This window comes from Xanthomonas fragariae (assembly GCF_900183975.1).
In the GTDB taxonomy this organism is placed as follows: domain Bacteria; phylum Pseudomonadota; class Gammaproteobacteria; order Xanthomonadales; family Xanthomonadaceae; genus Xanthomonas; species Xanthomonas fragariae.
The window spans coordinates 1935536-1960246 of record NZ_LT853882.1; the positions used below are offsets into that span (position 1 = coordinate 1935536).

Here is a 24711-nt window from a genome sequence, read left to right on the forward strand (position 1 = left end):
GGGGTCGGCAGCCTGTCACAGGGCGCCTCCGGCGCGGCTTTCCGGCTCGCCCGCCACCTCACTTACGGAACCCGAATGGCAGAAACCGCCAAGGAAATCATCCAGGTCAATCTGGAAGACGAGATGCGCAAGAGCTATCTCGATTACGCAATGAGCGTGATCGTGGGCCGCGCACTCCCCGATGCCCGTGATGGCCTCAAGCCGGTGCATCGCCGCGTACTGTTCGCGATGCACGAGTTGGGCGCACACAGCAACAAGGCCTACTTCAAGTCGGCGCGTATCGTCGGCGACGTCATCGGTAAATATCACCCGCACGGCGACCAGTCGGTGTACGACACGCTGGTGCGCATGGCGCAGCCGTTCTCGCTGCGTTACATGATGGTCGATGGCCAGGGTAACTTCGGTTCGGTCGACGGTGACTCAGCCGCAGCAATGCGTTACACCGAGTCGCGCATGTCGCGGTTGGCGCATGAGCTGATGGCCGACATCGACAAGGAGACCGTCGATTTCCAGCCCAATTACGATGAAAAGGAACTAGAGCCGACGGTCATGCCGACCCGGTTTCCGAGCCTGTTGGTCAACGGGTCGGCCGGTATTGCGGTGGGTATGGCCACCAATATTCCGCCGCACAATCTGACCGAAGCGATCAACGCATGCATCGCGTTGATCGACACGCCAGAGTTGGATGTCGAAGGCTTGATGAAGTACATCCCCGGCCCGGATTTCCCCACCGCCGGCATCATCAATGGCACTGCCGGCATCGCTGCCGGTTACCGCACCGGCCGTGGTCGGGTGCGCATCCGTGCCAAGGCCGATGTGGAAGTGGCCGACAACGGTCGCGAAGCGATCGTCGTTACTGAGATCCCGTATCAGGTCAACAAGGCGCGGCTGATCGAAAAAATCGCCGAGCTGGTGAAGGAAAAGAAGCTCGAAGGCATCAGTGAGCTGCGCGATGAGTCCGACAAGGACGGTATGCGCATCTACATTGAAATCAAGCGGGGCGAGTCTGCCGAGGTTGTGCTCAACAACCTGTATCAGCAGACCCAGATGGAGTCGGTGTTCGGCATCAACATGGTGGCGCTGATCGATGGCCGCCCGCAGTTGATGAACCTCAAGCAGATGCTGGAGGCGTTCATCCGCCATCGGCGCGAGGTGGTCACCCGTCGCACCATTTACGAGTTGCGCAAGGCGCGGGCACGTGCGCATGTGCTGGAAGGTTTAACCGTCGCGTTGGCCAACATCGACGAGATTATCGAGTTGATCAAGACCTCGTCCAACCCGCAGGAAGCCCGTGAGCGCATGCTGGCCAAGACTTGGGAACCGGGTCTTGTCGGTGCGCTGTTGGGTGCGGCCGGTGCCGAAGCCTCCAAGCCGGAAGATCTGCCGCCGGGTGTGGGCCTGATCAAGGGTTTCTATCAGCTCAGTGAAGTGCAGGCCTTGCAGATCCTGGAAATGCGTCTGCATCGCCTCACCGGGTTGGAACAGGAAAAGCTGACCGACGAGTACAAGCAATTACTCGGAGTTATCGAAGGACTGATCCGCATCTTGGAAAACCCCGACGTGCTGCTGCGGGTGATCCGCGATGAGCTGATCAATATCCGCGAAGAGTACGGCGATGCGCGTCGCACCGAAATTCGTCACAGCGAAGAAGATCTGGATATTCTCGATCTGATCGCGCCGGAAGACGTTGTGGTGACGCTCTCGCACGCCGGTTATGCCAAGCGTCAGCCGGTGAGTGCGTATCGCGCGCAGCGCCGTGGTGGCCGTGGTCGTTCTGCTGCAGCGACCAAGGAAGAAGATTTCATCGATCAGCTGTGGTTGGTCAACACGCATGACACGCTGTTGACCTTCACCAGCAGTGGCAAGGTGTTCTGGCTGCCGGTGCATCAGTTGCCGGAGGCCGGCTCCAACGCGCGCGGCCGCCCCATCGTCAACTGGATTCCGCTGGAACCGGGCGAGCGTGTGCAGGCCGTGCTGCCGGTGCGCGAATATGCCGACAACCGCTATGTGTTCTTTGCCACGCGCAACGGCACGGTCAAGAAGACCCCGCTGAGCGAATTCGCATTCCGTCTGGCACGCGGCAAGATCGCCATCCACCTCGACCAGGGCGATGCGCTGGTGGGTGTGGCGTTGACCGATGGCGATCGCGACGTGTTGTTGTTCGCCTCCAACGGGAAGACCGTGCGCTTTGGCGAATCTACCGTGCGTTCGATGGGCCGCACCGCCACCGGCGTGCGCGGTATTCGTCTGACCAAGGGCGAAGAGGTGGTCAGCCTGATCGTTTCCGAGCGTGCTGGCGTTGTCGAAGAGGGGGGCGAGCACGAGGACGTGGACGAGGTGGTCGAAATTACCGACGGCGCCGACGCCACGTTGATCGAGGTCGCCGAGAGCGACGACATGGCCTACATCCTCACCGCAACCGAAAACGGCTACGGCAAGCGCACGCCGCTTGCGGAGTATCCGCGCAAGGGCCGCGGTACGCAGGGCGTGATCGGCATTCAGACGACCGAGCGTAACGGTAAGTTGGTGCGTGCGGTGCTGTTGGGCGCTACCGATGAAGTGCTGCTGATTTCCGATGGCGGTACCTTGGTGCGCACACGCGGTTCGGAGATTTCGCGCGTCGGTCGCAACACGCAGGGCGTCACGCTGATCCGTTTGTCCAAGGGCGAAAAGCTGCAGGCGGTCGAACGGTTGGATGCCTCGCTGGACGAGGTGGAAGATGTGGTGGACGAAGCGACAGCAACCACCGCAACCCCAAGCACGTTAGCGCCGCCGACCAGTGCGTGATTGTTCCATATGATCGACGTAGTCGAAGAAAGTTGAAAAAATTCCGACGCATTCGCGCAATGCTGTTCACTTAATCTTCCAATCGAGGGTTTTTGCAACTCCAAACAGTCGCAACGTCTACTAAAGAGGCGCCTCCCCGACGGAGGTAGACGCCATTGGAAGTGGTCTTCCACACCTATAATTTGTCGAGCAAGCAAGGGGCTATACATCGCACCCAGTGTTCAACCGATATTCGCTGCAACGGTGTCCTCCATTAGCGCATCCTGCACGTCCTTGGCCAGCGTTGCCTTGACGATGATCGAGCGGATAGCATCGGTTGCCTCGGACAGTGGCACGTCGTTGCTCAGACGTTGGAACGTGTCGCGGCTGTTGTAACCGGAGCTATCGTTCAAATAGTGATCGTACATCGACAGCAGATCCTGGCATGCCGTGACCAACGCGGCGATATTGCTGCCGGTCAAGGCATGGCCGATGTGGTCGAAGCTGTGCAGGCAATCTGCCAGCCAATGCAGGTCGTAGCGGGCGGTGCTGGGCTCGGGCGCATTGTGGCCGCGGCTGTAAGCACTGTAGCGGCGCAGGCTGCGCGCCACGCGCGCTACGTGTGCAAACAGTGTTCCGATCTCGTTGGCGATGTCCAGCCGCTGCACCATCACCATCGGAATCACTGGGTTGGCAGCGGCGGTCTGCTGCTCCGACGTCTTCTGCTCTTGTTGTTCCAGCAACTGCTTGAGATCGGCATAGCGACGCTGTACCGCCTCCAGTTCAAGTGCGCTGGCGGCCGCGCGCGCCTTCAGCTGCGACAATGCAGCCTGGTAACGGGCAAGCCTATCCTGTGTGCTTGCGTGCTGGTTGTACTCGGCATGCAGCTGACGGCCACGCATAAAAGCCATCGCCGATGCGATCATCGCCCACAGCGCAAAGGCCGGCACTAAGTAGATCAGGATGCCCATGTAGGCTCCTCCAAGCGTTACATACGTTTTCGACCTGCCAGCGGCGTTCTTGAGGATGATTGTTGAGCAGTCTGGCGCTTGACCTTACGGTGCAGGGCAGGCAATCCGAGCCCAGATCGAGGTCTTGCTGAGTGAGGACTTCAGTCCGGAACAGATTGCCGGTCGCACCGGATTGGCCAGTCATGAATGGATCTATCGGCACATTGATGCCGACAACGGTAAGCAGTTCGCTGATCATCGGCTCATTGCTGCTTGCTTGCAGAGCGATTTCTATTTTGCAGATCCGTACTGTGCACGGCAGCGTGGCAGCAACGAAACTGCCAACGGATTGACCCGCCAGAATCGTCTCCGCAAGATACTCGGATTCAAAACGCCCCTCGACCGTCTTCTCCAAGGAGATCATCAACAGCGTTGCAGATCGGAGTTGAATTCGCTCTGAAAATTTTGAATCGGTGGTTCGGCCGCTTCCCTATGAAGGGCTGGGATGTCGGTTGCGCGATAGGGCTTCGATGACAGGCATCGGCTCGCCAAGAATTCCAGGTAAGTCCAAGCCCTTCTCCTTAGCGCACTCGGTGGCGATCTCATAGCTGGCATCGGCATGCCGCATCACGCCGGTGGCCGGGTCGTTCCAGAGCACGCGCTCGAGGCGCTTGTCGGCGGCGTCGCTGCCGTCGCAGACGATGACCATGCCGGTATGTTGCGAAAAGCCCATGCCGACGCCACCGCCGTGATGCAGCGACACCCAGGTGGCGCCGCTGGCGGTGTTGAGCAGTGCGTTGAGCAGTGGCCAGTCGGAGACGGCGTCGGAGCCGTCGGCCATTGATTCGGTTTCGCGATTGGGCGAGGCCACGCTGCCGGAATCCAGATGGTCGCGACCGATCACCACCGGCGCTTTCAACTCGCCGCTGCGTACCATCGCGTTGAATGCCAGGCCGAGCCGGTGCCGGTCGCCCAGACCGACCCAGCAGATACGTGCGGGCAGCCCCTGGAACGCGATCTTTTCGGCCGCCATGTCGAGCCAGCGGTGCAAATGCGCATCGTCGGGAATCAGCTCCTTGACCTTGGCATCGGTCTTGGCGATGTCGGCCGGATCGCCACTGAGCGCGACCCAGCGGAACGGGCCGATGCCGCGACAAAACAACGGGCGGATATAGGCCGGCACAAAGCCGGGAAAGTCGAATGCGTTATCGATGCCGGCTTCCAATGCCATCTGGCGCAGGTTATTGCCGTAGTCCACGGTGGGCACGCCGAGCGCGTGGAAGCCGAGCATGCTTTGGATGTGCCTGGCCATCGATGCGCGTGCAGCATGTTCGACTTCCTTCGGCGCGCTGACACGCTTCTGGTCCCACTGCGCAACGCTCCAACCCTGTGGCAAGTAGCCGTTGACCGGGTCGTGTGCGGAGGTCTGGTCGGTCAGCAGGTCCGGTTTGATGCCGCGCTTGAGCAGCTCTTCGAGCACGTCGGCGACGTTGCCGAGCAGGCCGATCGAGCGCGGCGTTTTGTTCGCGCAGGATTCTTCGATCAAGCGCAGCGCTTCGTCCAGCGAATCGGTCCAGGTGTCCAGGTAACCGGTGCGCAGGCGCATATCGATGCTGGAACGGCGGCATTCCACCGCCAGGCATGAGGCGCCGGCCATCACTGCGGCCAGCGGTTGCGCGCCGCCCATGCCCCCGAGGCCGCCGGTGAACAACCAACGCCCCGACAGATCGCCGCCGTAATGTTGGCGCCCCATTTCCACGAACGTTTCGTAAGTGCCTTGCACGATGCCTTGGGCGCCGATGTAAATCCAACTGCCGGCGGTCATCTGGCCGTACATCGCCAGACCCTTTTGATCGAGTTCGTTAAAGTGGTCCCAGGTGGCCCAGCGCGGAACCAGATTGGAATTGGCGATCAGCACGCGTGGCGCATCGGTGTGGGTGCGAAACACGCCGACCGGCTTGCCGGACTGCACCAGCAAGGTCTGGTCGTCATCCAGACGCGTGAGCGTGGCGACGATCGCATCGAAGGACTCCCAATCGCGCGCGGCGCGGCCGATGCCGCCGTAGACCACCAGTTCCCGCGGGCGCTCGGCCACGTCCGGGTCGAGGTTGTTCATCAGCATGCGCAGCGGTGCTTCGGTTAACCAGCTTTTGGCAGTAAGCGTGGTGCCGGTGGCGGCGTGGATAACGCGGGTTGCATCGTGACGGTTCATGCCGGTGTCCTTGCAGTCAACGGGTCGCCGCATGCGGCGTGTCGGTGGGGGCGTGATCGGTCGTCGTGGCGAATTGCAGACAGACCAGCAGCACGTGACGCAGCACTGCGCGTAACGCCGCTGCATGCACGGGTTGCCACGGCGTGGGCCAGTTTTCTGGCGTGATGGTGTCCGGCTCGCGCATATAACCGCGGCAGGCCAGTTCCATCTGCAAGCTGTGCACACCGTGCTCGGGCTGCGCGTAGTGGCGGGTAATCCAGCCGCCCTTGAACCGCCCGTTGCGCACCGTGCTGGAACCACTGCTGCGGCATAGGCGTTCCACCGCATCGACCAAGCGCGGGTCGCAGCTGCGATCGTCGTTGCTGCCGATGTTGAACTGGGGTAGCTCGCCATCGAACAGATGTGGGATGAAGGAGCGTATCGAATGCGCGTCGTAGACCACGACCTTCGCGTGCTGCTTGCGCAAGCGCGCAATTTCCTCGGCAAGCGCAGCGTGGTACGGGTCGAACCAACGCGTGCGGCGCAGATCGATCTGCGCCTGATCCGGTGCAGCGCCATCGGCATACAGCGGCTGATTGTCGAAGGTGGTCAGCGGGCACAGGCCGGTGGTGTTCTGGCCGGGATAGAGCGATGCGCCACTTGGGTCGCGATTGACGTCGATCACCGAGCGCGAGATCGCGGTGCGCACCGTGGTGGCGCCCAATGATTGCGCGAAGTCGTAGAGCTCATGCACCCACCAATCGGCATCGCGACGTGCCAGCCATGGCGATACGAATTGATCGGCAACCTCGGCGGGCAACTCGGTGCCGGTATGCGGGAAGCTGATGATGAGCGGCGCATCGCCGCGGTGCAGTTCAAGCCAGTCGGGCAGGGGGCTCATCGCTGTGCTCCTGTCGCAAGTGCAGCAAATGTGCCGCGCTGCTCGCACGCGTGCATGCGCACTCCGTGATTGGTGTGCACTGCGCTGCCATTGCGTACGGGTGCGCACAGCAATGCTGCGCAACGTCGCGTACTTGAACGCCGCGCTGCGAAGCTCAGTGCATTGGTCGCAGCCTGCCGACTCATGCCTCCTGCTCCACACCCGGTAATGCAATCGCCACCGCCTGCGCCAACGCACCCGAACGCACCACTGCACTGGCGGCCAATATGTCCGGATGGAAATAGCGGTCGTCCTGCAGCGTCGGCACCTGCGCACGCAACAGTGCGCGTGCGGCTTCCAGCGCGGTGCTGGAGCGTAGCGGCGCGTGGAAATCGCAACCTTGCACCGCAGCGAGCAGTTCGATGCCGATGACGTGCGCGGCGTTTTCGGCCATTGCCAGCAAGCGTCGCGCGCCGTGCGCAGCCATCGATACATGATCTTCCTGATTGGCCGAGGTCGGAATCGAATCGACACTGGCCGGGTACGCGCGCTGTTTGTTCTCCGATACCAAGGCCGCGGCGGTGACCTGCGCGATCATGAAGCCGGAGTTCAAGCCCGGACGTGGCGTGAGAAACGCCGGCAGGCCCGACAACGCGGGATCGACCAGCATCGCGGTGCGGCGTTCGCTGATCGAGCCGATTTCGCAGACCGCCATCGCCAACATGTCGGCTGCCAATGCCACCGGTTCGGCGTGGAAGTTGCCGCCCGACAACGCCTCGCCGGTATCGCTGAACACCAAGGGATTATCGGACACGCCATTGGCTTCGATCTCCAGGGTACGTGCTGCCTGACGCATGATGTCCAGCGCGGCGCCCATCACCTGCGGCTGGCAGCGCAGACAGTACGGATCCTGCACGCGCACATCGCCGAGCCGATGCGATTCGCGGATCGCCGAATCGGCCATCAACGCACGCAACGCCGTAGCGGTAGCGATCTGCCCCGGTTGTCCGCGCAATGCATGGATACGTGCATCGAACGGTGTATCCGAGCCCTTGGCTGCCTCCACTGACAACGCGCCGGTGACCAGCGCCGCCTGCAACACGGTTTCGATCTCGAACAAGCCGGCCAATGCGCAGGCGGTGGAGAACTGGGTGCCGTTGAGCAGTGCCAAGCCTTCTTTTGCACCGAGCACGCGCGGCTGCAGCTGCGCCTGTGCGAGCGCGTCGGCAGCCGGCAAACGTTGCCCGCCGACGAGCGCTTCGCCAACACCGATCATTACCGCGGCCAGATGCGACAGTGGCGCCAGATCGCCGGATGCGCCGACCGAGCCCTGGCAGGGCACCACCGGCGTGATGCCAAGGCGCAGCATCGCGCCCAATAACACCAGTGTGTCTGGCTGCACACCCGATGCACCTTGCGCCAGGCTGGTGAGCTTGAGCGCCATCATCAAGCGCACCACCGGCACCGGTGTGGGCTCACCAACGCCGGCCGCATGCGAGAGCACGATATTGCGCTGCAGGGTTTGCAGATCTTCGCGCTCGATGCGCACGCTGGCCAACTTGCCGAAGCCGGTATTGACGCCGTAGACCGGCTCGCCACGCGCGACGATCGCTTCCACCGTTTGCGCACTGCGCAGCACGGCGGCCGCGCAAGCGTCGTCGAGTGCGACGTCGGCGCCGCGATAGAGCGCACGCCACTGCGCCAGAGTGACCTGGCCGGGTTGCAATACAACAGAAACAGGCATGACGGCTCAGGATTCAGCACAGATGCCCGCGCCAGACGCGGGCATGAAGAGGGTTGAAGCCCATGCGGTAGAACAGATCGGCCGGCGCATCGATGTCCCAGATCGTCAGGTCGCAATCCATGCCGGCACGCAGCCGGCCCAGGCGCTCGCTGCGTCCGAGCGCACGTGCGGCTTCGCGCGTAAAGCCGGCGATGCACTCGTCCACGGTCATACGGAACAACGTGGCGGCCATGTTCATCGTCAGCAGCGGGCTGGTCAGCGGCGAGGTGCCTGGATTGCAGTCGGTGGCCAAGGCCAGCGGAACCCCGGCAGCGCGCAACGCGGCGATCGGCGGCACCTGGGTGTCGCGGGTGAAATAGAATGCGCCCGGCAGCAACACTGCCACCGTGCCGGCACGAGCCATCGCGGCGATGCCGGCCTTGTCCAGATATTCGACATGGTCGGCCGACAACGCGCCGTAGCGGGCGGCCAGTGCTGCACCGTGCTGATTGCTCAGTTGTTCGGCGTGGATCTTGATGTTCAACCCTTGCGCTTGCGCAGCAACGAAGACTTGTTCGGCTTGCGCGGGCGAAAACGCCAGATGCTCGCAGAACACATCCACCGCCTCGGCAAAACCTTGTGCGGCGATCACCGGAATCATCTGCGTGCAGACGGTATCGATATAGGTCTGCGCATCGCTGCCCGGTGGCACCGCATGCGCGCCGAGAAAGGTCGGCACTACTTCGACCTTGCGCAGCGCGGCGAGTTGGCGGGCCACGCGCAATTGCTTGATTTCGTCATCCAGCGTCAGCCCGTAGCCGGATTTGATTTCCAGCGTGGTGACGCCTTCGGCAAGCATGGTGTCCAGGCGGGGCAGGCTAGCTGCGAGTAAAGCCGCCTCGTCGGAGGCGCGGGTCGCGCGCACCGTAGACATGATACCGCCGCCGGACGCTGCAATCTCGGCGTAACTCGCACCGCGCAGACGCTGCTCGAATTCGTTAGCGCGATTGCCGGCGTACACCAGATGGGTGTGGCAATCGATCAGGCCGGGGCTGATCCAGCGGCGTTGGCAATCGTGCGCGGTTTCTGGCTGTAGCGTTGGCGCCTGTCCGGCCGGTCCGGCGTAAACGATGCGGCCGTCCTGGCAGGCGATTATGCCATCGTCCATGCTGCCCAGGCCGCCATCGGCGGCGTCCAGGGTCATCAGTTGCGCGTTGTGCCAAAGAACGTCGCAATGCATGGCGCAGGCTCGTGGTGTCTGATATGTATATACAATAAAGTCGGTGATTGAGGGTGTCCAGTGGCGGACCAGCAAACGCACACACAGGTGATATGGGCAGCCCGGGCGCTGTTGCCGGAGGGCTGGGCCAGCGATGTACGCATCACGCTGGCGCAAGGGCGTATCGCCGCAGTGCAGCCCGACACGCCGGCCGCTGCCACCGATGTGCGCAGCGAGGTACTGCTGCCGGGCTTGTGCAACCTGCACAGCCATGCGTTTCAGCGCGGCATGGCTGGTCTGGCCGAAGTAGGCGGGCGCAGCGGCGACAGTTTCTGGAGTTGGCGCGAGTTGATGTATCGCTTCGTCGACCGGCTCGACCCGGACAGCCTGCAAGCGATCGCCGAGCAGGCCTATGTGGAAATGCTTGAAAGCGGCTTTACCCGCGTCGGCGAATTCCATTATCTGCACCACAGCGCTAGCGGCGCGGCATATGCGCACGCTGGCGAAATGTCAGAGCGCATCGCCGCCGCCGCCGCCAATACCGGCATCGGGCTGACCTTGCTGTCGGTGTTCTACGCACATTCGGATTTCGGTGGTGTTGCGCCGAGTGCCGCGCAGCGCCGTTTGATCCACGACATCGACGGCTTCGCACGTTTGCTCGACGACTGCACGCACAGCCTCAAAGCGCTGCCGGACGCGGTGCTCGGGCTCGCTCCGCACAGCCTGCGCGCGGTCACGCCTGAGCAATTGGCCGCGCTGATGCCGCTCACCATCGGCCCGGTCCACATCCACATCGCCGAACAGCAGCGCGAGGTCGACGCCTGCATCGCATGGTCGGGTCAGCGTCCGGTGCAGTGGCTGCTGGCGAACGCACCAGTGGATGCGCGCTGGTGTCTGGTGCACGCCACGCATGTGGATGCACGCGAGCTGCAGGCGATTGTCGATAGCCACGCGGTGGTCGGGCTGTGCCCGATCACCGAGGCGAATCTGGGCGACGGGCTGTTTCCGATGCAGGCATTTGCTGTTGCGGGTGGGCGCTTCGGCGTGGGCTCGGATTCGAATGTGCTGATCGATGCGGCCGAAGAACTGCGCTTGCTCGAATACGGCCAGCGTTTGAAGCAGCAGGCCCGTAATGTGCTGGCGCAAGGTGAAGTTTCCAGTGGGCGTTGGCTGTTCGACCAGGCGGGTAATGGTGCAGCACAGGCGCTGGGCATTGCGCAATGTGGAATCCGTGCAGGCGCAGCGGCCGATCTGATCGAATTAGACCTCATCCATCCGGCATTGCTGGCACGCAGCGACGACGCACTACTCGATAGCTGGTTGTTCGCCGCACGCGGCAGCGCCGTGCGTACTGTCTGGCGCGGCGGGAAGCGGGTGGTGCGCGATGGGCAACATGTCGATCGCGCGCGCATTGCCGCGCGTTTTGCCGGCGTACTGCAATCGTTGCTGAGCAACTAAGCAGATGCCCGCACAAAACGGTGCTTAGAGTGGCTGATCACACCTGGCCAGCTGTCGTCAGACATGGGGGAGTGCGCTCGCAACCGCGGTGTGCCAATGGCACACACCGCATCGAGCACCGGTCGCCACCCCAGGCGGCGATGCACCATTTTTTGCATAGCCGCTCTTTCCGGAGACCTGAGCTTTGACCGCCACCGCCGCGCCCGGCACCTTGCATCAACGCATCCGCCAGGATCTGGAACAACGCATCTACAGCGGCGACTGGCCGCCGGGTCACCGCGTGCCGCCCGAGCACGAGTTGATGACGCAGTACGGGTGCTCGCGCATGACCGTGAACAAGGTGCTCGGCTTGCTGGCCGATGCCGGCATGATCGAGCGCCGCCGTCGCACCGGTTCGTTCGTGGCGCGGCCGCATCTGGAGCAGGTCGCGCTGTCGATCCCGGATATCGAAGTGGAAACGACCAAGCGTGGTCAGGTCTACCAGTTTTCGTTGATGTCGCGGCAACTGCGCAATCTGCGGCAGCGCTTGCCGCAGGAACGTGCGTTGGGCAGTACCGGCAAAGTGCTCGCGTTGGAAAGCGTGCACTTGGCCGGTGGCCGCCCGTTCGCGCTGGAGCAGCGAGTGATCGACATCACCACCGTGCCCAAAGCGTTAGCGCAATCGTTCACCGACGTAGCGCCGGGCAGTTGGTTGTTGCGCAACGTGCCGTGGACGCGCGTCGAGCACTGCATCAGCGCGGTCAACGCCAACGCTGCGCAAGCAGAGCGGTTGCAAGTGGATGATGGTGCAGCCTGTCTGGTCATCGATCGCCACACCTGGCGCGGCGACCAACCGGTCACTTATGTGCGTCAGTTGTTTTTGGGTGGTTCGTACGATCTGATCGCGCGGTTCGCGCCCAGGATGCGTTGAGGTTTGGCGTAATGTATCCGAGTCGCGCGTCATCCGATCGCCCGTAAGCATCATCAACCCGATCAAATCCTGGTGCACTTCGGTTGCCATCCGCGTTGATCCTGCAAAACACGCAACGCCATGGCGGAAAAATCGCCCCAGCGCATGGCGGCCAGGGCGGGTACGCCTTTTCGTCAATGGATCGCGGGCGCCGGATGTCTAGAGCTGTGATCCAGATAGCGAAAGACCCGCCAGTCCGAAGCCGTGAAAAGAGCGAAGCAAACGGACTTGGTGTTGCAGGACTGGCGAATCCTTTCCCGATTGCCCAAAAATCATGTTGCTTTGCAGCGTTGGCCGACGAGGCATTCAGAACTGCTGACGGCACCCATGACGGTACGCAGAAATGGGCCACATAAGGACGTGGAAAATGTGGGATACCAGAACGTGCGACACAGATGAAATCCCAGCACTGACCGCGCCCACCTACGCGATGACGCAGCCGTGTCGATCGCCGCTTTATTCGCCGTCAAAAGCGCCGGCGTTGGTGGGCGTCGAACCGGTTCCGGACGTTGTCGACGAGCTCTGGCTGGCCGAATCGCTGCCGGCCGCCTGCGCTGCTTGATGCGCAGTGCGGTTGGCACGCTTGGTGGTAGCAGTATTGGCGCGCATCTGGGCCTTCAAGGATTCAACCTCGCGACGCAGGTTCTCCAACTCTTCCTGTTCGGGGATGTTAAGCGTGCGCAGCACTCCCTTGACGCGGTCGTCGAAAGCCTTGCCCAGCTTGTCCCAGCCACGCACCGCCGTGTCGCGTGCCTGCTCGAAGTGGGTTTCCACTTCCTCGCGCAGCTCCTCGACGCTTTCGGCCGCCTTGCGCTGGCCGGTGCGCTCGTAGGCGGCGCCTTCGCGCACCAGCGAGTCGAACAATTTGCCGCCTTCACTCTGGACGCGACCCAGCGCGCCGAGTCCTGCCAGCCACACGGTTTGCGCCGATTCGCCGAGCCGGCGCGAGATCTGTTCCGCCTGCGCCTGAAAGCCCTGGGCCGCGTTGTCGCGGTTGCCGTTCCGATCGTATCCGGTGGTCATGCGATGCTCCTGTAGGTTGCCAAAGTGACGTTGCGTTCACCCTAGTGCCGACCCTGCATCGGGCAGGTGAAACGCTGCCTGATAAGGCGTGCTGCAAGCATCCGCCCATCAAGTCCAAGGTGGGTGACTTGGCGCTGAAGCGTCGCATTCGCAGATCTAGCGACTCAGTTGAGCTTTTCGGACAGCAGGCGGCGGATTTCCGATTCCACCATCGGCTGCACCGCCGACAACAGAAAACCGAGTTCGGCCGTGACGTGGACTTGCTGCGGCAGCAGCGTGATCGCTCCATCCACGCCAGCACGCGAAATGCGCAATGTGTCGCCTTCCCAGTGCGAGGCGATGCCGTAGCGATCGGTCAGCTTGCGCGCCGCCTCGTCGATTGCCGCGCGGGCCTGGGCCGGCGTCAAGGAATGGTCGTGGCGGATATCGATGCTGGACATGGGTTAGATGGGTCATGCGAAAGGAGGGGCGCATTGTGCGCATGCGCGAGCCAGGCTCCAAGTGCAGCGGCGTGTTGCCGCACCGACAACACCAGGAAAAATGTCTGTGCGGCGTCCGACTCGCAAGCGCGCGCGTTCGATCGGCACGGACTCACACTGCCGTTTCGGCGCGTCACGCGCATCCACTGACGGCAGCCGGTCACGTTTTGATGGGCGCTCTCGATAGCAAACCTGCTAGGCTACCGCGGGTGCGCGATTTGCAAGTTCATTTCACCCACCGGCAGCAGCCGGATCATTTCCTCAAGCCCGGTGTCCACCGGATCGTACGTCATGCCTCCGGCAGCGTACTGGTGGTGGACGATGCGCAGGGCGCGCTGCTGTTGGCGCAGTTCTGCCTGGATCGGCGCGGCCTGTGGCTGCAAGTGGCCAATGGCATCCGCGGCATCCGAGGCATCCACGTCAACGGACGTCCGGTGCGCCGCATGGCGCTGCTGCGTCCGGGCGATGCGATCTACGCCGACGGGGTGGAAATGCTGCTGCGTAGCGCGCCGTCGAGCGCGCCGGCCAACGATATCCAGGACGAGACTGCCGGGTTGAGCGAGGTCTGCTTGTTGCTGCGCGGTCTGGGCGGTCGCCACCACGGGCGCAGTTTCACCTTGGATCGCTCGCGGCTGGTCGGCAGCGACGCCGCATCCGACATCGTGATCGACGACCCGGCGTTTGCTGCCCAGCACGCGCGCCTGGAACGCCATGGCGACCGTGTGCTGATCCGCGATCTCGGCTCCGAAGAAGGCAGCTGCATCAACGGCGTACAAGTACGCGACGGCTGGCTGCAGGCCGGCGACCAGGTCGTGTTCGATGCCCGCCACCGGTTCGTTGTGGAGGTGCCACGCACCCATCACGGCACCACTTGGGATCTGCCCGACATCGAGCCGCTGCCGCCACAACGTGCCATCACCGAGCCGACGCGTGCGCCGATGAAGGTCGCGCGCTGGCCGTGGTTGCTGCTCAGCGCGGTGTTGCTGGCGGCGGCGCTGAGCGCTTTGCTGTGGTTTGGCGCGCGCTGAGTTTTTTCCAGGCCCGCCACCCGAGCAGCACGGCCAGGATGCCGGCATACAGCGCCGGCTCGCGGAGATCGGATTTCACCAGCCACCAGAAGTGCAGCACCGCCAACAGCCCGATCGGATAGATCAGCATGTGCAGGCGGCCCCAGTTACGCTTGAGCCGGCGCATCCAGCCCTGGGTCGATGTGATTGCCAAGGGGATCAGCAGCAGCCATGCCGCGAAGCCAACCGTGATGTAAGGGCGCTTGAGGATCTCTTCGAAAATCTGCGTCCAGAAGCCGCGCAGATCCAGCGTGAGATACGCGGCCAAGTGTGCGGTTGCGTAGAAGAACGCGTACAAGCCCAACATACGGCGGAAGCGAATCAGTACTGCCTGCCCGGTGAGCTGCCGTAGCGGGGTGATCGCCAGCGTGATCAGCAGGAACCGCAGCGCCCACAGCCCGGTGCGATGCTCGATCTCGGCCACCGGGTCGGCGCCCAGCGCATCGCTGCCGGCCTGCCACACCTGCCAGAACTGCCAGCCGAGCAACGCAATCGGCGCTGACCCGGCGGCATGCACCAGCGTCTTGGCGGCGATCAGGGGGGCGGAAGGCTTGGCCATGCGATCTCGAAAGATAAGGAAGACAGACTGCGCGGGAATGCGCGTCAGCTCACTTGCCGGCGTGCGAGCGCTTGTCCCAGCCGAACCGAAGTCTCTGCAGTCAGTCCGCCATCAAGCGTGGCGACACCCGCAGGCAGCAGCACGATTACGGTCGAGCCGTAGTTGAAGCGTGCCATCTCCGCAAACCGCTCCAGCACGATGCCCTTGCCGCGGTAATCCTTGCGCGTAATACGATTAGCATAGCGCGGAATCTCCACGCCGCTCCATACCGTCTCCACGCCGGATACCAGCAGCGCGCCCACCATCACCGATGCCATCGGGCCGAACTCGGTGTCGAAGTGGCACACCAGGCGCTCGTTGCGCGCGAACAGGCGCGGCACGTTGCGCACCGCATCTGGGCCCACGCTGAACAAGCGGCCGGGCACGTGCACAGTTTCGCGCAAGGCGCCGGTCCACGGCATATGCACGCGGTGATAGTCCTTGGGCGAAAGGTAAACGGTGGCGAACAGTCCGTGGTCGAACGGTAGCGCCGCCTCCGCATCGCCAAGCAATTCCGCTGCGGTGAACGACTGCCCCTTGGCCTGGAAAATGCAGCCGTTGTCGATCTGGCCGAGCTGGCTGATACGGCCGTCGGCCGGCATCAACAGTGCCGCAGGATCGGGGTCAGCAACGCGCGCGCCCGGCTTCAGGGCGCGGGTAAAGAACGCATTGAAGGTAGGGTAAGTGCGCGGGTCCGGTTCCAGCGCTTCGCTCAGGTCCACGCCGAATTTGCGCGTCACCGTGTCGATCAACCATTGCTTGGTGGAAGGGGTGTCGGAATAGGCCAGGGCGCGCGCCAGCGAGGACAGTAGCCGGTGCGGCAGCACGTAGGTCAGGGAAGTGACGAGACTCACGGAGCAGTTACCTTGGTCAGCTGTTGGAGGTCGGCGGCGATCGCCTTCGGGTCGAGCGGGGGACGCATCAAGCCGGCCAAGCGGCCTTGCGGATCGAGCACGGCGATGCCGGCCGAGTGATCCATGCTGTAGTCGTTGGGATTCTGCGCAAACCCTTTGCCCGGCACCTTCTGAAACACGAAGCCCAGCGCGGTGGCAAAGCGCTCCAGCGCGGGCACATCGGCGGTGGCCGCCAACGTGTCTTTATGGAAGGCGTGTGCATATTCGCCCAGGCGCGCAGGCGGGTCGCGCTGCGGGTCCACCGAGACAAACAGCACGCGTGGGCGTAATCCATCGGGAATGCTTTCCCACTGCTGCTGCGCCACGGCCAGATCGGTCAGCGTCGTCGGGCAGACATCCGGGCAGAACGTGAAGCCAAGAAACACCAGCGTCCAATGCCCCTTCAGCTCACCGGGCACTAACTGGGTGCCGTCGGACTGGCGCAAGCTGAACTGCGGCAACGGACGTGGTTGCGGGTAAAACCTGATCGTTTGGGTGGGTGGCCAAGGCGAGCTGGGCGCACCGCCAAGGAACTTCTGGCACAGCAACAGCCCCAGGCCGGCGGCCAGCGCCACCAGCAGCACGATGCCGGTATTGCGATTGAACATGGCGGTTTCCGGTGCAACGGACGCTCATAATACCGATCCGACCTCTATAATCGGCGGCCGATTCATCATTTAGTTGTTGCCATGACTGCCGCTGCGGCCGACGAACTGCACACCATCATCGACCTGATCCGCTACGGCACCAGCCGTTTCAACGCAGCCGGTCTGACTTTCGGCCACAGCTACGACAATGCGCTGGACGAGGCCACCCAACTGGTCCTGCACAGCCTGCATCTGCCGCATGATCTGGGCCCGGCCTACGGCCAGGCGCGCCTGCTGCGCTCGGAAAAAGAGCAGGTGCTGGGCTTGTTCGAGCGCCGTATCGTCGAGCGTGTGCCGGCTGCGTATCTCACCGGAGAGGCCTGGTTTGCCGGTCTGAGTTTCAAGAGCGATGCACGCGCGCTGGTGCCGCGTTCGCCGATCGCCGAGCTGATTGAGGCCGGCTTCGAACCCTGGCTTGGCGGCCGCGAAGTGACTCGCGCGCTGGACCTGTGCACCGGCTCCGGCTGCATCGCAATTGCGATGGGCCACTACAACCCGCATTGGCACGTGGACGGCGTGGACATCAGCGACGATGCGCTGGCACTAGCCGCCGAAAACAAGGCGCGCCTGCACGCCGACAACGTCACCCTGCTCAAGTCGGACCTGTTCACAGGTCTGGCCGGCCGCCAGTACGATCTGGTCGTCACCAATCCGCCATACGTCACCAATGACGAAACCGATGCGCTGCCGCAGGAGTATTCCTACGAGCCGCAACTGGGTCTGCGTGCGGGCGACGATGGTCTGGATCTGGTGCTGAAGATATTGCGCGATGCGCCGCAGCACCTCAGCGAAGATGGCCTGCTGATCTGTGAGGTGGGCGATTCCGAGCAGCACCTGATCAAGCTGCTGCCGGAAGTGGATTTGGCCTGGGTGGAATTCAAGGTCGGGCAGATGGGCATTTTTGCGGTCGAATGCCGCGAGTTGATCGCGCATGGCGCACGCATCACCGAGTTGGTCAGTGCGCGCTGAGCCGCACGCAACGCGGCCGCAGCTGACCGATATCGTGCTGTTGGTGCCGGTCTCGATGTTCGGTGTGTGCATTGCGCTCGGTTTGATGGATGTGGCGTCGCGTTTGTTCGACCTGGTGTACGCCGGCGTGTCTTTACCGCGCTGGTTGAGCGCAGCGGCGGAGTTTTGGTTCGGCTTGATGGCGTTTTTCGGCCTGGTGTGGGCCTGGATCGTGGTCGCCAGCTCTGAGGCGTCCTTGCGTGCGCACCGGCGTCGCACGCTGATCGAGGCACTCGGCTTGCTGGACGGGATTGCTGTTGCGCTGTATCTGCTCGCCGATTGGCTGCTCAGCGGGCGCATCGAGCTGGGTATGTTTCTGGTGGTGGTCAGCGGTTCGTTGGCCGTGGCACCGATGCTGGTGGCGGCACGTCGTCTACCGCGCAGCGTGCGCGCGGTGCCGCCTGCCACGATGTTGAGAGGATACCGATATGGGCAGTAACAGTTTCGGCCGCTTGCTAACGGTCACCACGTTCGGCGAATCGCATGGGCCGGCGATCGGCTGCGTTGTCGACGGCTGCCCTCCGGGGATGGAAATTACGCCGGAAGAATTCACCCACGATCTACAGCGCCGCGCCAGCGGCAAGAGCCGGCACACCTCCGCGCGCCGCGAGGCCGACGCCATCGAGATTCTGTCCGGCGTCTACGAAGGCCGCACCACCGGCACGCCGATCGGGCTGCTGATCCGCAACACCGATCAGCGCAGCAAGGACTACAGCAACATCGCCCAGCAGTTCCGCCCCGGGCATGCGGACTACACCTACTGGCAGAAGTACGGCATCCGTGATCCGCGTGGCGGCGGTCGCTCGTCGGCGCGCGAGACCACCATGCGTGTGGCCGCTGGCGTGATTGCCAAAAAGTGGCTCAAGCAGCGTCATGGCGTGCTGGTGCGCGGTTTCCTGTCGCAGCTGGGCGACATCCGCCCGACCGGTTTCGATTGGAACGCGGTCGAAGACAACCCGTTTTTCTGGCCACATGCCGACCAGGTGCCGGAGCTGGAAGCCTACATGGATGCGCTGCGCAAGTCCGGCGATTCGGTCGGTGCACGCGTGGACGTGGTGGCTGGCGGCGTGCCCGCGGGCTGGGGCGAGCCGATCTACGGCAAGCTAGATGCCGAGCTTGCTGCGGCGCTGATGAGCATTAACGCGGTCAAGGGCGTAGAAATCGGCGACGGCTTCGCCAGCACCGCGCAGAAGGGTACCGAACACCGCGATCTGATCACCCGGGAAGGCTTCCTCAGCAATCATGCCGGCGGAATCTTGGGCGGCATTTCCACCGGTCAGGCGATAACCGCTTCGATGGTGCTCAAGCCGACCTCGAGCTTGCGCCTGCCCGGTGCGACGGTGGATGCCGATGGTGCAGTAGTCGATGTGATCACCACCGGTCGGCATGACCCGTGCGTGGGCATCCGCGCCACCCCGATCGCCGAGGCGATGATGGCGCTGGTGTTGATGGATCAGGCGCTGCGTCATCGTGCGCAATGCGGCGATGTCGGCGAGGTGTCGCCGCGTATTCCCGGTCAGATCGATGTCTGAGTCGCGGCGCGCCAAGGTGTGGGTCAGCCAGCCGCTGTTCGACGATGTCCTCGCGCAGCTGGGTGAGCATTTCGAGCTGAACATCACCGAGCGCGTCACCGCGTATTCGCCGGCCGACCTGGCTGCGCGTTTGGCATCGCAGGACGGTGCCTTGCTCACCCTCAACGAGCGTATCGGCGCTGCGCAAATTGCTTGCGCACCACAGCTACGCGCGATCGCCAATGTCGGCGTCGGCTACAACAATCTCGATATCGATGCGCTGAGTGCTGCCGGCATTCTGGCCAGCAACACGCCGGATGTGCTGACCGAAACCACCGCCGATCTCGGCTTTGCCTTTTTGATGGCCACCGCGCGCCGCATCACCGAATCCGAGCGCTGGTTGCGCGACGGGCAGTGTGGGCAGTGGTCGTTCAAGACCATGCTCGGTGCCGATATCCACGGCAGCACGCTCGGCATCCTGGGCATGGGCCGAATCGGGCAGGGCATCGCACGCCGCGGCGCGCACGGCTTCGGCATGCGCGTTCTGTATCACAACCGCAGTCAGTTGCCGGCCCACACCGAACAGGCGCTCGGCGCCCAGTACGTGGATGTCGAGACACTGCTGGCGCATGCCGATCATCTGGTGCTGGCATTGCCGTCCACCAAGCAATCGCACCACATCATCGATGCCGCAGCGTTGGGCAAGATGCGCCCGACCGCCACACTGGTGAACATCGCGCGCGGCGGCCTTGTCGATGAACTTGCGCTGGCCGATGTGCTCGCCGACGGGCGCCTGGCCGGTGCCGGCCTGGATGTCTACGAAGGCGAGCCTGCGGTACGTCCCGAACTGCTGGCCTTGCAAAACGTGGTGCTGACGCCGCACATCGGCAGTGCCAGCCTGGCCACGCGCCGCGCGATGGTGCAGCTGGCGGTGGATAATCTGATCGCCGCGCTGGGCGCAGGCCCCAATGCCGGCCATCCGCCGAGCGCGCTCAATGCCGATGCGGTTGCCGCTGCCAAACAGGGCGGTAAGGCCGTGGGCACGATCGATAGTGACGCGATCAACGCCGGCGCGACCGAAACCATCTTGACCAAACGATAGGGAACCTCCGCGGCCAGCTTTGGAGGTTCCCCGAACCCAGTCTGCAGCGCGTTCCTCTTTTCACTACTCTCGATAAAGACATCCTCATGAGCAACGAAAACCGTCGTTTCAACGTCGCGGTCGTGGGCGCCACCGGCGCTGTCGGCCAGACCATGCTGAGCATCCTGGCCGAGCGCCAATTTCCGGTCGCCACCCTCTACGCGCTGGCCTCGTCGCGCTCGGCGGGCGGGCAGGTCGAGTTCAATGGCGGCAGGACCGACGTGCTGGATCTGGCCGATTTCGATCCCACCGGCGTGGACATCGCACTGTTCTCCGCAGGCGGCAGCGTGTCCAAGGAATACGGCCCCAAGTTCGCCGCTGCCGGCACGGTGGTGATCGATAATTCCTCGGCATTCCGTTACGACGACGACGTGCCGCTGGTGGTGTCGGAAGTCAACCCCGAAGCGCTTAGGCAGCGCCCGCGCGGCATCGTCGCCAATCCCAATTGCTCGACCATGCAGATGCTGGTCGCACTCGGCCCGATCCATCGCAAGTATGGTATCGAGCGCATCAATGTGGCGACCTACCAGTCGGTGTCTGGCGGTGGGCGTTCGGCGATGGAAGAGTTGGGCAAGCAGACCAGCGAGTTGCTGAGCTTCCAGCAGATCGACCCGCAGCGTTTCCCGGTGCAGATCGCCTTCAATCTGATCCCGCATATCGACAATTTCCAGGACAACGGCTACACCAAGGAAGAGATGAAGCTGGTCTGGGAGACCCGCAAGATTCTGGGCGATGAGTCGATCCAGGTGAATCCCACGGCAGTGCGCGTGCCGGTGTTCTACGGGCACTCTGAAGCGGTGGCGATCGAGACCCGCGACAAGATCACCGCCGAAGAAGCGCGCGCGTTGCTGGCAGCCTCGCCCGGTGTGGAAGTGGTAGACGAGCGCAAGCCCGGCGGCTACCCCACCCCGGTCACGCACGCCTCCGGCAAGGACGCAGTGTTCGTCGGTCGCATTCGCGAAGACTTGTCGCATCCGCGCGGTCTGAATCTGTGGATCGTCTCGGACAACATCCGCAAGGGCGCAGCGCTCAATGCGGTGCAGCTGGCCGAGCTGGTCGCACAGGAAGGTTGAGCAGCTGGAACCCGGAAGATACCTCTGCCTCTCAGCAGGCAAACGCTCCTTGCGGGTCAGCGGTATCCCGGTGCGGAGTAGAGGCGGGTTGGAATGTAGAAGCCATGGATATAGCGCGCGAAAGCGCGCGTCGCAGTGTTGGCGCGTCACAGGCCACTTCCCGGGCGAGGTTGACGGTCAGCGGCACGGCGTGTGCGCCGCAGCGTTTGCATTGGCGCCAGCCACGCCGGTGCCATGCATCACCCGCTCCGCACCGCTGCCATCCATGCATCTCATCCCGAAGTGCATAACACGCTCTAGTGGTTTAACCGAGATGTCCAACTGCCGGGCGGCGCCAGCACAGCCGATGCACTCGGCCAGCGTCACGGCTCTGAGTGGCCAGCAAAATGACTGCACTCACCGCCAGGGTGGGCGCGGCCAGTGCCCCGAATCGGTATATACCATGGATAAATTTCGGTTCCTCCACGCCGTCCGCACCCACCTGGCAACTGCTCGCTACGTTTTATCAGCTACTCATAGGCCTTGAAGTCATCGGTGTCACGACGAGCCATGGGGTGCATTAGCACCTCCAGGCGCGATGAAAAGTAGCGCTTCTTGGCGTCCGTTTCGGTAGGGCGGGTTCAGCCGAACTGTCCGGCGAAATCACATCACCGTCGGCTTGACTTTGAACACTTCAACGGCTCGTGTGAGTTGTGTGGAGTGCTCCTCGAGGGAGCGTGCGGCGGTACTCGCTGATTCGACCAAGCCGACGTTTTGCTGGGTGGTTTCATCCATCTGGGCGATGGTGTGGTTGACCTGTTCGATGCCGCCGGCTTGTTCCTGCGAGGCGGCGGAAATGTGGCCAATGATGTCGGTGACGTGCTGGACGCTGTTGACGACCTCGCCCATGGTGGTGCCAGCCTTGCGTACCAGTGTGGCGCCATCGGCGACGCGTTGCACGGAGTCGTCGATCAGCCGTTTGATTTGTTTTGCCGCGTCCGCGGAGCGGTGCGAGAGGGTACGCACTTCCGATGCGACAACGGCGAACCCGCGGCCTTGTTCGCCGGCGCGTGCAGCTTCGACCGCGGCGTTGAGGGCGAGGATGTTGGTCTGGAACGCGATGCCGTCGATAACCGAGATGATGTCGGCGATGCGCTTGGACGAAGCTGCGATGCCGGACATCTGTTCGATGACCTGGCCGACCACGTCGCGTCCTTCCGAGGCAATCGCGGCGGCGCTGAGCGCGAGCTGATTGGCGCGGCCCGCGTGTTCGGCATTCTGCTTGACCGTTGAGGTCAGCTCTTCCATTGAGGCGGCGGTTTCTTCCAAATTAGCGGCCTGTTGCTCGCTGCGGCGGGCCAGCTCCTGATTGGCACTAGTGATGTCTTCGGCGGCGAAACTAATGCTGTTGGAGGTGGTCTGGATGTGCGTGACGATGTCGGTAAGGCGGTGCACGGTGCTGTCGGCATCGTCGCGCATCGAGGCGAACACGCCATGGAAGTTGCCGGACATGCGCACGGTCAGATCGCCCTCGGCGATGGAACGTAGCAGGCCGGAGAACTTGGCCAGATTAGTGTCTGAAATGGCCATCATGGTATTAAGGTTTTCGACCATCAGGCGGAAGTCGTGCTCGAACTTTTCCGGTGGGCCACGTAGCGCGAAGTTGCCGGCGCACGCAGCCCGGGTAAGTTGCTGGATCTGTGCGTTGATAGCGTACAGGTTCTGTCTGACCTGCTGCATGGTGGCGGAGATGGCGGCTTTTTCGCCGGGATACTGTTCAATCTCGGGTGCGAAGTTGCCGATGGCGTAGTTGCCCATGACCTCGGTCATGCGCAATTGGGTCTGCACGTGTGCATGCACCAAAGCGTTGGTGTCTTGCACCATGTCACCGTATTCACCGGGAAAGCGCTGCGCGTCGGTGCGATAGCTGATCTCACCGGCGTCGTGGCGTGCAGCCATGGCGCGCTGTGCGGAGATCACATCCTGCAGGCGACGCTGCATCTGCTGCATGGCACGCAGCAGTTGACCGGATTCGTCGTCGCTGGTCGGAGTGTCCTGACTACGCAGATCGCCTTCGTTGATACGCTCTGCCAACCGTAGCGACAGGCGCAACGGCAGCACCACGCTGCGCGTCAGCAAAAACGCGATCGCCGCGCCCAGCAACAAGGCGATGATGGTGGAGATCACCATCAGTATCGCAAAGCCGCGTGCGATAGCCACGGCGTCCTTGGCGGCCTCGCGGTTCTTGGCTTCCTGCAGATCGATGAAGGCATTGATACTGGCCAGCCAGGCGATGAAGGCCGGGCGCGCGTCTCGCAGCAAGCGTTGTTCTGCCTGCGGTTTATCGGCGGCATTGCGGAACGTGCGCACCTGAACAATCAACGGCATGGTGCGCTGCTCGACAGCCTTGATTTGCTGGAGGATGGCCTTTTCTTTCGCATCCGAAGAGGCCGCGATCATGTCATCGAGCGGCTGCGCAGAGCGCGCATAGTCTGCGGCGAGCTTGTCGATCGATTGCTCGGCCGTATGGCGGCCTGCCGGATCGTCCATCAGTACGACATCACGCAAGGCGATCGCGCGGTCGTGGACGCTGCCACGGAAGTTGATCGCATAGCGTTGTTTGACGCTGTTAACCTCGTTGATGGCGGTGAGCTGTTGGTCGATGCTGCGAACGCGTTGGATGCCGACCACGGTGAGGATCACCATCAGGACGATGATCGCGAGGAAGCCCAGAGCCAGGCGCTGACCAATGCGCAGATTCGAAAAGAAATGCATAAGGGTTCGATCGGTGATCCGACTAACGGAGGAGTGGATAGGCCCGGCAACAGCAGGAGGACGGAAGTGCTCGGGATACCGCTGGAATCAGCCCAACCGCCGCTGCTCCGATCGTGTCTCGATGCAGTCATTAGCGACCCCAATCATTGGAGCTGAAACCCCAGCGCCTGCCGTATTCAGGTGCGGGTAGGCCTAGTCAGGGCGCCCAATCCGTCCGGCAAGTGGTCTGTGGCGTACGCTTTACCGTCGATGCAGCGACCGCTGCGGTAAGTGCAGGGCAGCTCGACGAAGGCATGGTGGTTGCGACTAATCCGTCTCTGGCGGTCGACCTGGAGCGGCGTGTCGTGCAGTTGCTGGAGTGGCAGCCGCAGTGCGTGCAAG

General features: G+C 63.0%; 20 protein-coding genes, 1 other RNA gene and 1 pseudogene. 11 read left to right on the forward strand and 11 right to left on the reverse strand.

The features are described from left to right. The first annotated feature begins 75 nt into the window (after nucleotides 1-75). Nucleotides 76-2787 (forward strand): DNA gyrase subunit A, encoded by a 2712-nt coding sequence (gene gyrA / locus PD885_RS09005; RefSeq protein WP_002804504.1) that lies wholly within the window; start codon nucleotides 76-78, stop codon nucleotides 2785-2787. A 221-nt stretch (nucleotides 2788-3008) separates the two neighbouring features. On the opposite strand, the gene PD885_RS09010 is transcribed toward gyrA, so the two are convergent. Further along, nucleotides 3009-3737: a hypothetical protein gene (locus PD885_RS09010; protein WP_088056814.1), complete on the reverse strand. Its 729-nt coding sequence runs from the start codon at nucleotides 3735-3737 to the stop codon at nucleotides 3009-3011. Between the two features lie 112 nt (nucleotides 3738-3849). On the opposite strand from PD885_RS09010, the pseudogene PD885_RS09015 reads away from it, so the two are divergent. Beyond that, nucleotides 3850-4165, forward strand: a pseudogene (locus PD885_RS09015) (hypothetical protein); the annotation flags it as partial. A 41-nt stretch (nucleotides 4166-4206) separates the two neighbouring features. Here the strand turns inward: PD885_RS09015 and hutU are convergent. The 4 genes from hutU to hutI all read right to left on the reverse strand — a co-directional run bounded on the left by hutU (nucleotide 4207) and on the right by hutI (nucleotide 9750). Then, nucleotides 4207-5928 (reverse strand): urocanate hydratase, encoded by a 1722-nt coding sequence (hutU, locus tag PD885_RS09020; RefSeq protein WP_002804507.1) that lies wholly within the window; start codon nucleotides 5926-5928, stop codon nucleotides 4207-4209. 16 nt (nucleotides 5929-5944) lie between these two features. Further along, nucleotides 5945-6808: an N-formylglutamate deformylase gene (gene hutG / locus PD885_RS09025; protein ID WP_002804508.1), complete on the reverse strand. Its 864-nt coding sequence runs from the start codon at nucleotides 6806-6808 to the stop codon at nucleotides 5945-5947. Nucleotides 6809-6989: 181 nt separating this feature from the next. Beyond that, nucleotides 6990-8531, reverse strand: a complete 1542-nt coding sequence (gene hutH / locus PD885_RS09030; RefSeq protein WP_002804509.1) for a histidine ammonia-lyase — start codon at nucleotides 8529-8531, stop codon at nucleotides 6990-6992. 13 nt (nucleotides 8532-8544) lie between these two features. Continuing rightward, complete coding sequence (hutI, locus tag PD885_RS09035) at nucleotides 8545-9750, reverse strand: imidazolonepropionase (protein ID WP_088056815.1); 1206 nt, start codon at nucleotides 9748-9750, stop codon at nucleotides 8545-8547. 60 nt (nucleotides 9751-9810) lie between these two features. Between hutI and PD885_RS09040 the strand changes: the two genes are divergently transcribed. Beyond that, a complete protein-coding gene (locus PD885_RS09040) occupies nucleotides 9811-11187 on the forward strand; it encodes a formimidoylglutamate deiminase (RefSeq protein WP_088056816.1) in 1377 nt (458 codons plus the stop codon). Between the two features lie 184 nt (nucleotides 11188-11371). Next, nucleotides 11372-12097 (forward strand): histidine utilization transcriptional repressor HutC, encoded by a 726-nt coding sequence (gene hutC / locus PD885_RS09045; protein ID WP_040762353.1) that lies wholly within the window; start codon nucleotides 11372-11374, stop codon nucleotides 12095-12097. A gap of 495 nt (nucleotides 12098-12592) precedes the next feature. Here the strand turns inward: hutC and PD885_RS09050 are convergent, their stop codons facing one another. Together PD885_RS09050 and PD885_RS09055 are read right to left on the reverse strand one after the other, a co-directional pair. Next, complete coding sequence (locus PD885_RS09050) at nucleotides 12593-13159, reverse strand: phasin family protein (protein ID WP_002804515.1); 567 nt, start codon at nucleotides 13157-13159, stop codon at nucleotides 12593-12595. Nucleotides 13160-13323: 164 nt separating this feature from the next. Next, complete coding sequence (locus tag PD885_RS09055; RefSeq protein WP_002804516.1) at nucleotides 13324-13599, reverse strand: polyhydroxyalkanoic acid system family protein; 276 nt, start codon at nucleotides 13597-13599, stop codon at nucleotides 13324-13326. Nucleotides 13600-13847: 248 nt separating this feature from the next. Between PD885_RS09055 and PD885_RS09060 the strand changes: the two genes are divergently transcribed. Next, a complete protein-coding gene (locus tag PD885_RS09060) occupies nucleotides 13848-14666 on the forward strand; it encodes an FHA domain-containing protein (protein WP_002804517.1) in 819 nt (272 codons plus the stop codon). On the opposite strand, the gene msrQ is transcribed toward PD885_RS09060, so the two are convergent. From msrQ to PD885_RS09075, 3 genes are read right to left on the reverse strand one after another with little or no spacing between them, the layout of a single operon-like run. Further along, on the reverse strand, nucleotides 14608-15264 hold the full coding sequence (gene msrQ, locus PD885_RS09065; protein WP_002804518.1) for a protein-methionine-sulfoxide reductase heme-binding subunit MsrQ: 657 nt from the start codon (nucleotides 15262-15264) through the stop codon (nucleotides 14608-14610). The two genes, PD885_RS09060 and msrQ, sit on opposite strands and share 59 nt — an antisense overlap. A gap of 44 nt (nucleotides 15265-15308) precedes the next feature. Further along, entirely contained in the window at nucleotides 15309-16157 is an 849-nt protein-coding gene (gene asd / locus PD885_RS09070) for an archaetidylserine decarboxylase (protein WP_002804519.1), read from the reverse strand. After that, nucleotides 16154-16804: an SCO family protein gene (locus PD885_RS09075; RefSeq protein ID WP_002804520.1), complete on the reverse strand. Its 651-nt coding sequence runs from the start codon at nucleotides 16802-16804 to the stop codon at nucleotides 16154-16156. Before PD885_RS09075 ends, asd begins: the two co-directional genes overlap by 4 nt. An 81-nt stretch (nucleotides 16805-16885) precedes the next feature. Here PD885_RS09075 and prmB point away from each other — a divergent pair, with 81 nt between their 5' ends. The 6 genes from prmB (at nucleotide 16886) to PD885_RS09105 (ending at nucleotide 22087) form a co-directional block, all read left to right on the forward strand. Next, nucleotides 16886-17812: a 50S ribosomal protein L3 N(5)-glutamine methyltransferase gene (prmB, locus tag PD885_RS09080; protein WP_002804522.1), complete on the forward strand. Its 927-nt coding sequence runs from the start codon at nucleotides 16886-16888 to the stop codon at nucleotides 17810-17812. After that, on the forward strand, nucleotides 17802-18290 hold the full coding sequence (locus PD885_RS09085; RefSeq protein ID WP_002804523.1) for a hypothetical protein: 489 nt from the start codon (nucleotides 17802-17804) through the stop codon (nucleotides 18288-18290). The genes prmB and PD885_RS09085 overlap by 11 nt, the downstream gene beginning before the upstream one ends. Further along, nucleotides 18280-19383, forward strand: coding sequence for a chorismate synthase (gene aroC / locus PD885_RS09090; RefSeq protein WP_002804524.1), 1104 nt, complete (start codon nucleotides 18280-18282; stop codon nucleotides 19381-19383). Before PD885_RS09085 ends, aroC begins: the two co-directional genes overlap by 11 nt. Continuing rightward, nucleotides 19376-20464, forward strand: coding sequence for a 2-hydroxyacid dehydrogenase (locus PD885_RS09095; protein WP_088056817.1), 1089 nt, complete (start codon nucleotides 19376-19378; stop codon nucleotides 20462-20464). Before aroC ends, PD885_RS09095 begins: the two co-directional genes overlap by 8 nt. 86 nt (nucleotides 20465-20550) lie before the next feature. Further along, a complete protein-coding gene (locus PD885_RS09100) occupies nucleotides 20551-21576 on the forward strand; it encodes an aspartate-semialdehyde dehydrogenase (protein ID WP_088056818.1) in 1026 nt (341 codons plus the stop codon). A 435-nt stretch (nucleotides 21577-22011) separates the two neighbouring features. Further along, a non-coding RNA gene (locus PD885_RS09105) (sX9 sRNA) lies at nucleotides 22012-22087 on the forward strand. 131 nt (nucleotides 22088-22218) lie between these two features. Here the strand turns inward: PD885_RS09105 and PD885_RS09110 are convergent. Then, complete coding sequence (locus tag PD885_RS09110) at nucleotides 22219-24330, reverse strand: methyl-accepting chemotaxis protein (RefSeq protein WP_002804528.1); 2112 nt, start codon at nucleotides 24328-24330, stop codon at nucleotides 22219-22221. Nucleotides 24331-24711 lie beyond the last annotated feature (381 nt).

What these genes read in the sequence shown, in the direction of transcription:
- hutG (WP_002804508.1), bottom strand. Translation starts at nt 6,808, where the DNA reads ATGAGCCCCCTGCCCGACTGGCTTGAACTGCACCGCGGCGATGCGCCG.
- PD885_RS09010 (WP_088056814.1), bottom strand. Translation starts at nt 3,737, where the DNA reads ATGGGCATCCTGATCTACTTAGTGCCGGCCTTTGCGCTGTGGGCGATG.
- msrQ (WP_002804518.1), bottom strand. Translation starts at nt 15,264, where the DNA reads ATGGCCAAGCCTTCCGCCCCCCTGATCGCCGCCAAGACGCTGGTGCAT.
- PD885_RS09110 (WP_002804528.1), bottom strand. Translation starts at nt 24,330, where the DNA reads ATGCATTTCTTTTCGAATCTGCGCATTGGTCAGCGCCTGGCTCTGGGC.
- PD885_RS09055 (WP_002804516.1), bottom strand. Translation starts at nt 13,599, where the DNA reads ATGTCCAGCATCGATATCCGCCACGACCATTCCTTGACGCCGGCCCAG.
- PD885_RS09095 (WP_088056817.1), top strand. Translation starts at nt 19,376, where the DNA reads ATGTCTGAGTCGCGGCGCGCCAAGGTGTGGGTCAGCCAGCCGCTGTTC.
- hutU (WP_002804507.1), bottom strand. Translation starts at nt 5,928, where the DNA reads ATGAACCGTCACGATGCAACCCGCGTTATCCACGCCGCCACCGGCACC.
- PD885_RS09075 (WP_002804520.1), bottom strand. Translation starts at nt 16,804, where the DNA reads ATGTTCAATCGCAATACCGGCATCGTGCTGCTGGTGGCGCTGGCCGCC.
- aroC (WP_002804524.1), top strand. Translation starts at nt 18,280, where the DNA reads ATGGGCAGTAACAGTTTCGGCCGCTTGCTAACGGTCACCACGTTCGGC.
- gyrA (WP_002804504.1), top strand. Translation starts at nt 76, where the DNA reads ATGGCAGAAACCGCCAAGGAAATCATCCAGGTCAATCTGGAAGACGAG.
- hutI (WP_088056815.1), bottom strand. Translation starts at nt 9,750, where the DNA reads ATGCATTGCGACGTTCTTTGGCACAACGCGCAACTGATGACCCTGGAC.
- PD885_RS09100 (WP_088056818.1), top strand. Translation starts at nt 20,551, where the DNA reads ATGAGCAACGAAAACCGTCGTTTCAACGTCGCGGTCGTGGGCGCCACC.
- prmB (WP_002804522.1), top strand. Translation starts at nt 16,886, where the DNA reads ATGACTGCCGCTGCGGCCGACGAACTGCACACCATCATCGACCTGATC.
- hutH (WP_002804509.1), bottom strand. Translation starts at nt 8,531, where the DNA reads ATGCCTGTTTCTGTTGTATTGCAACCCGGCCAGGTCACTCTGGCGCAG.
- PD885_RS09050 (WP_002804515.1), bottom strand. Translation starts at nt 13,159, where the DNA reads ATGACCACCGGATACGATCGGAACGGCAACCGCGACAACGCGGCCCAG.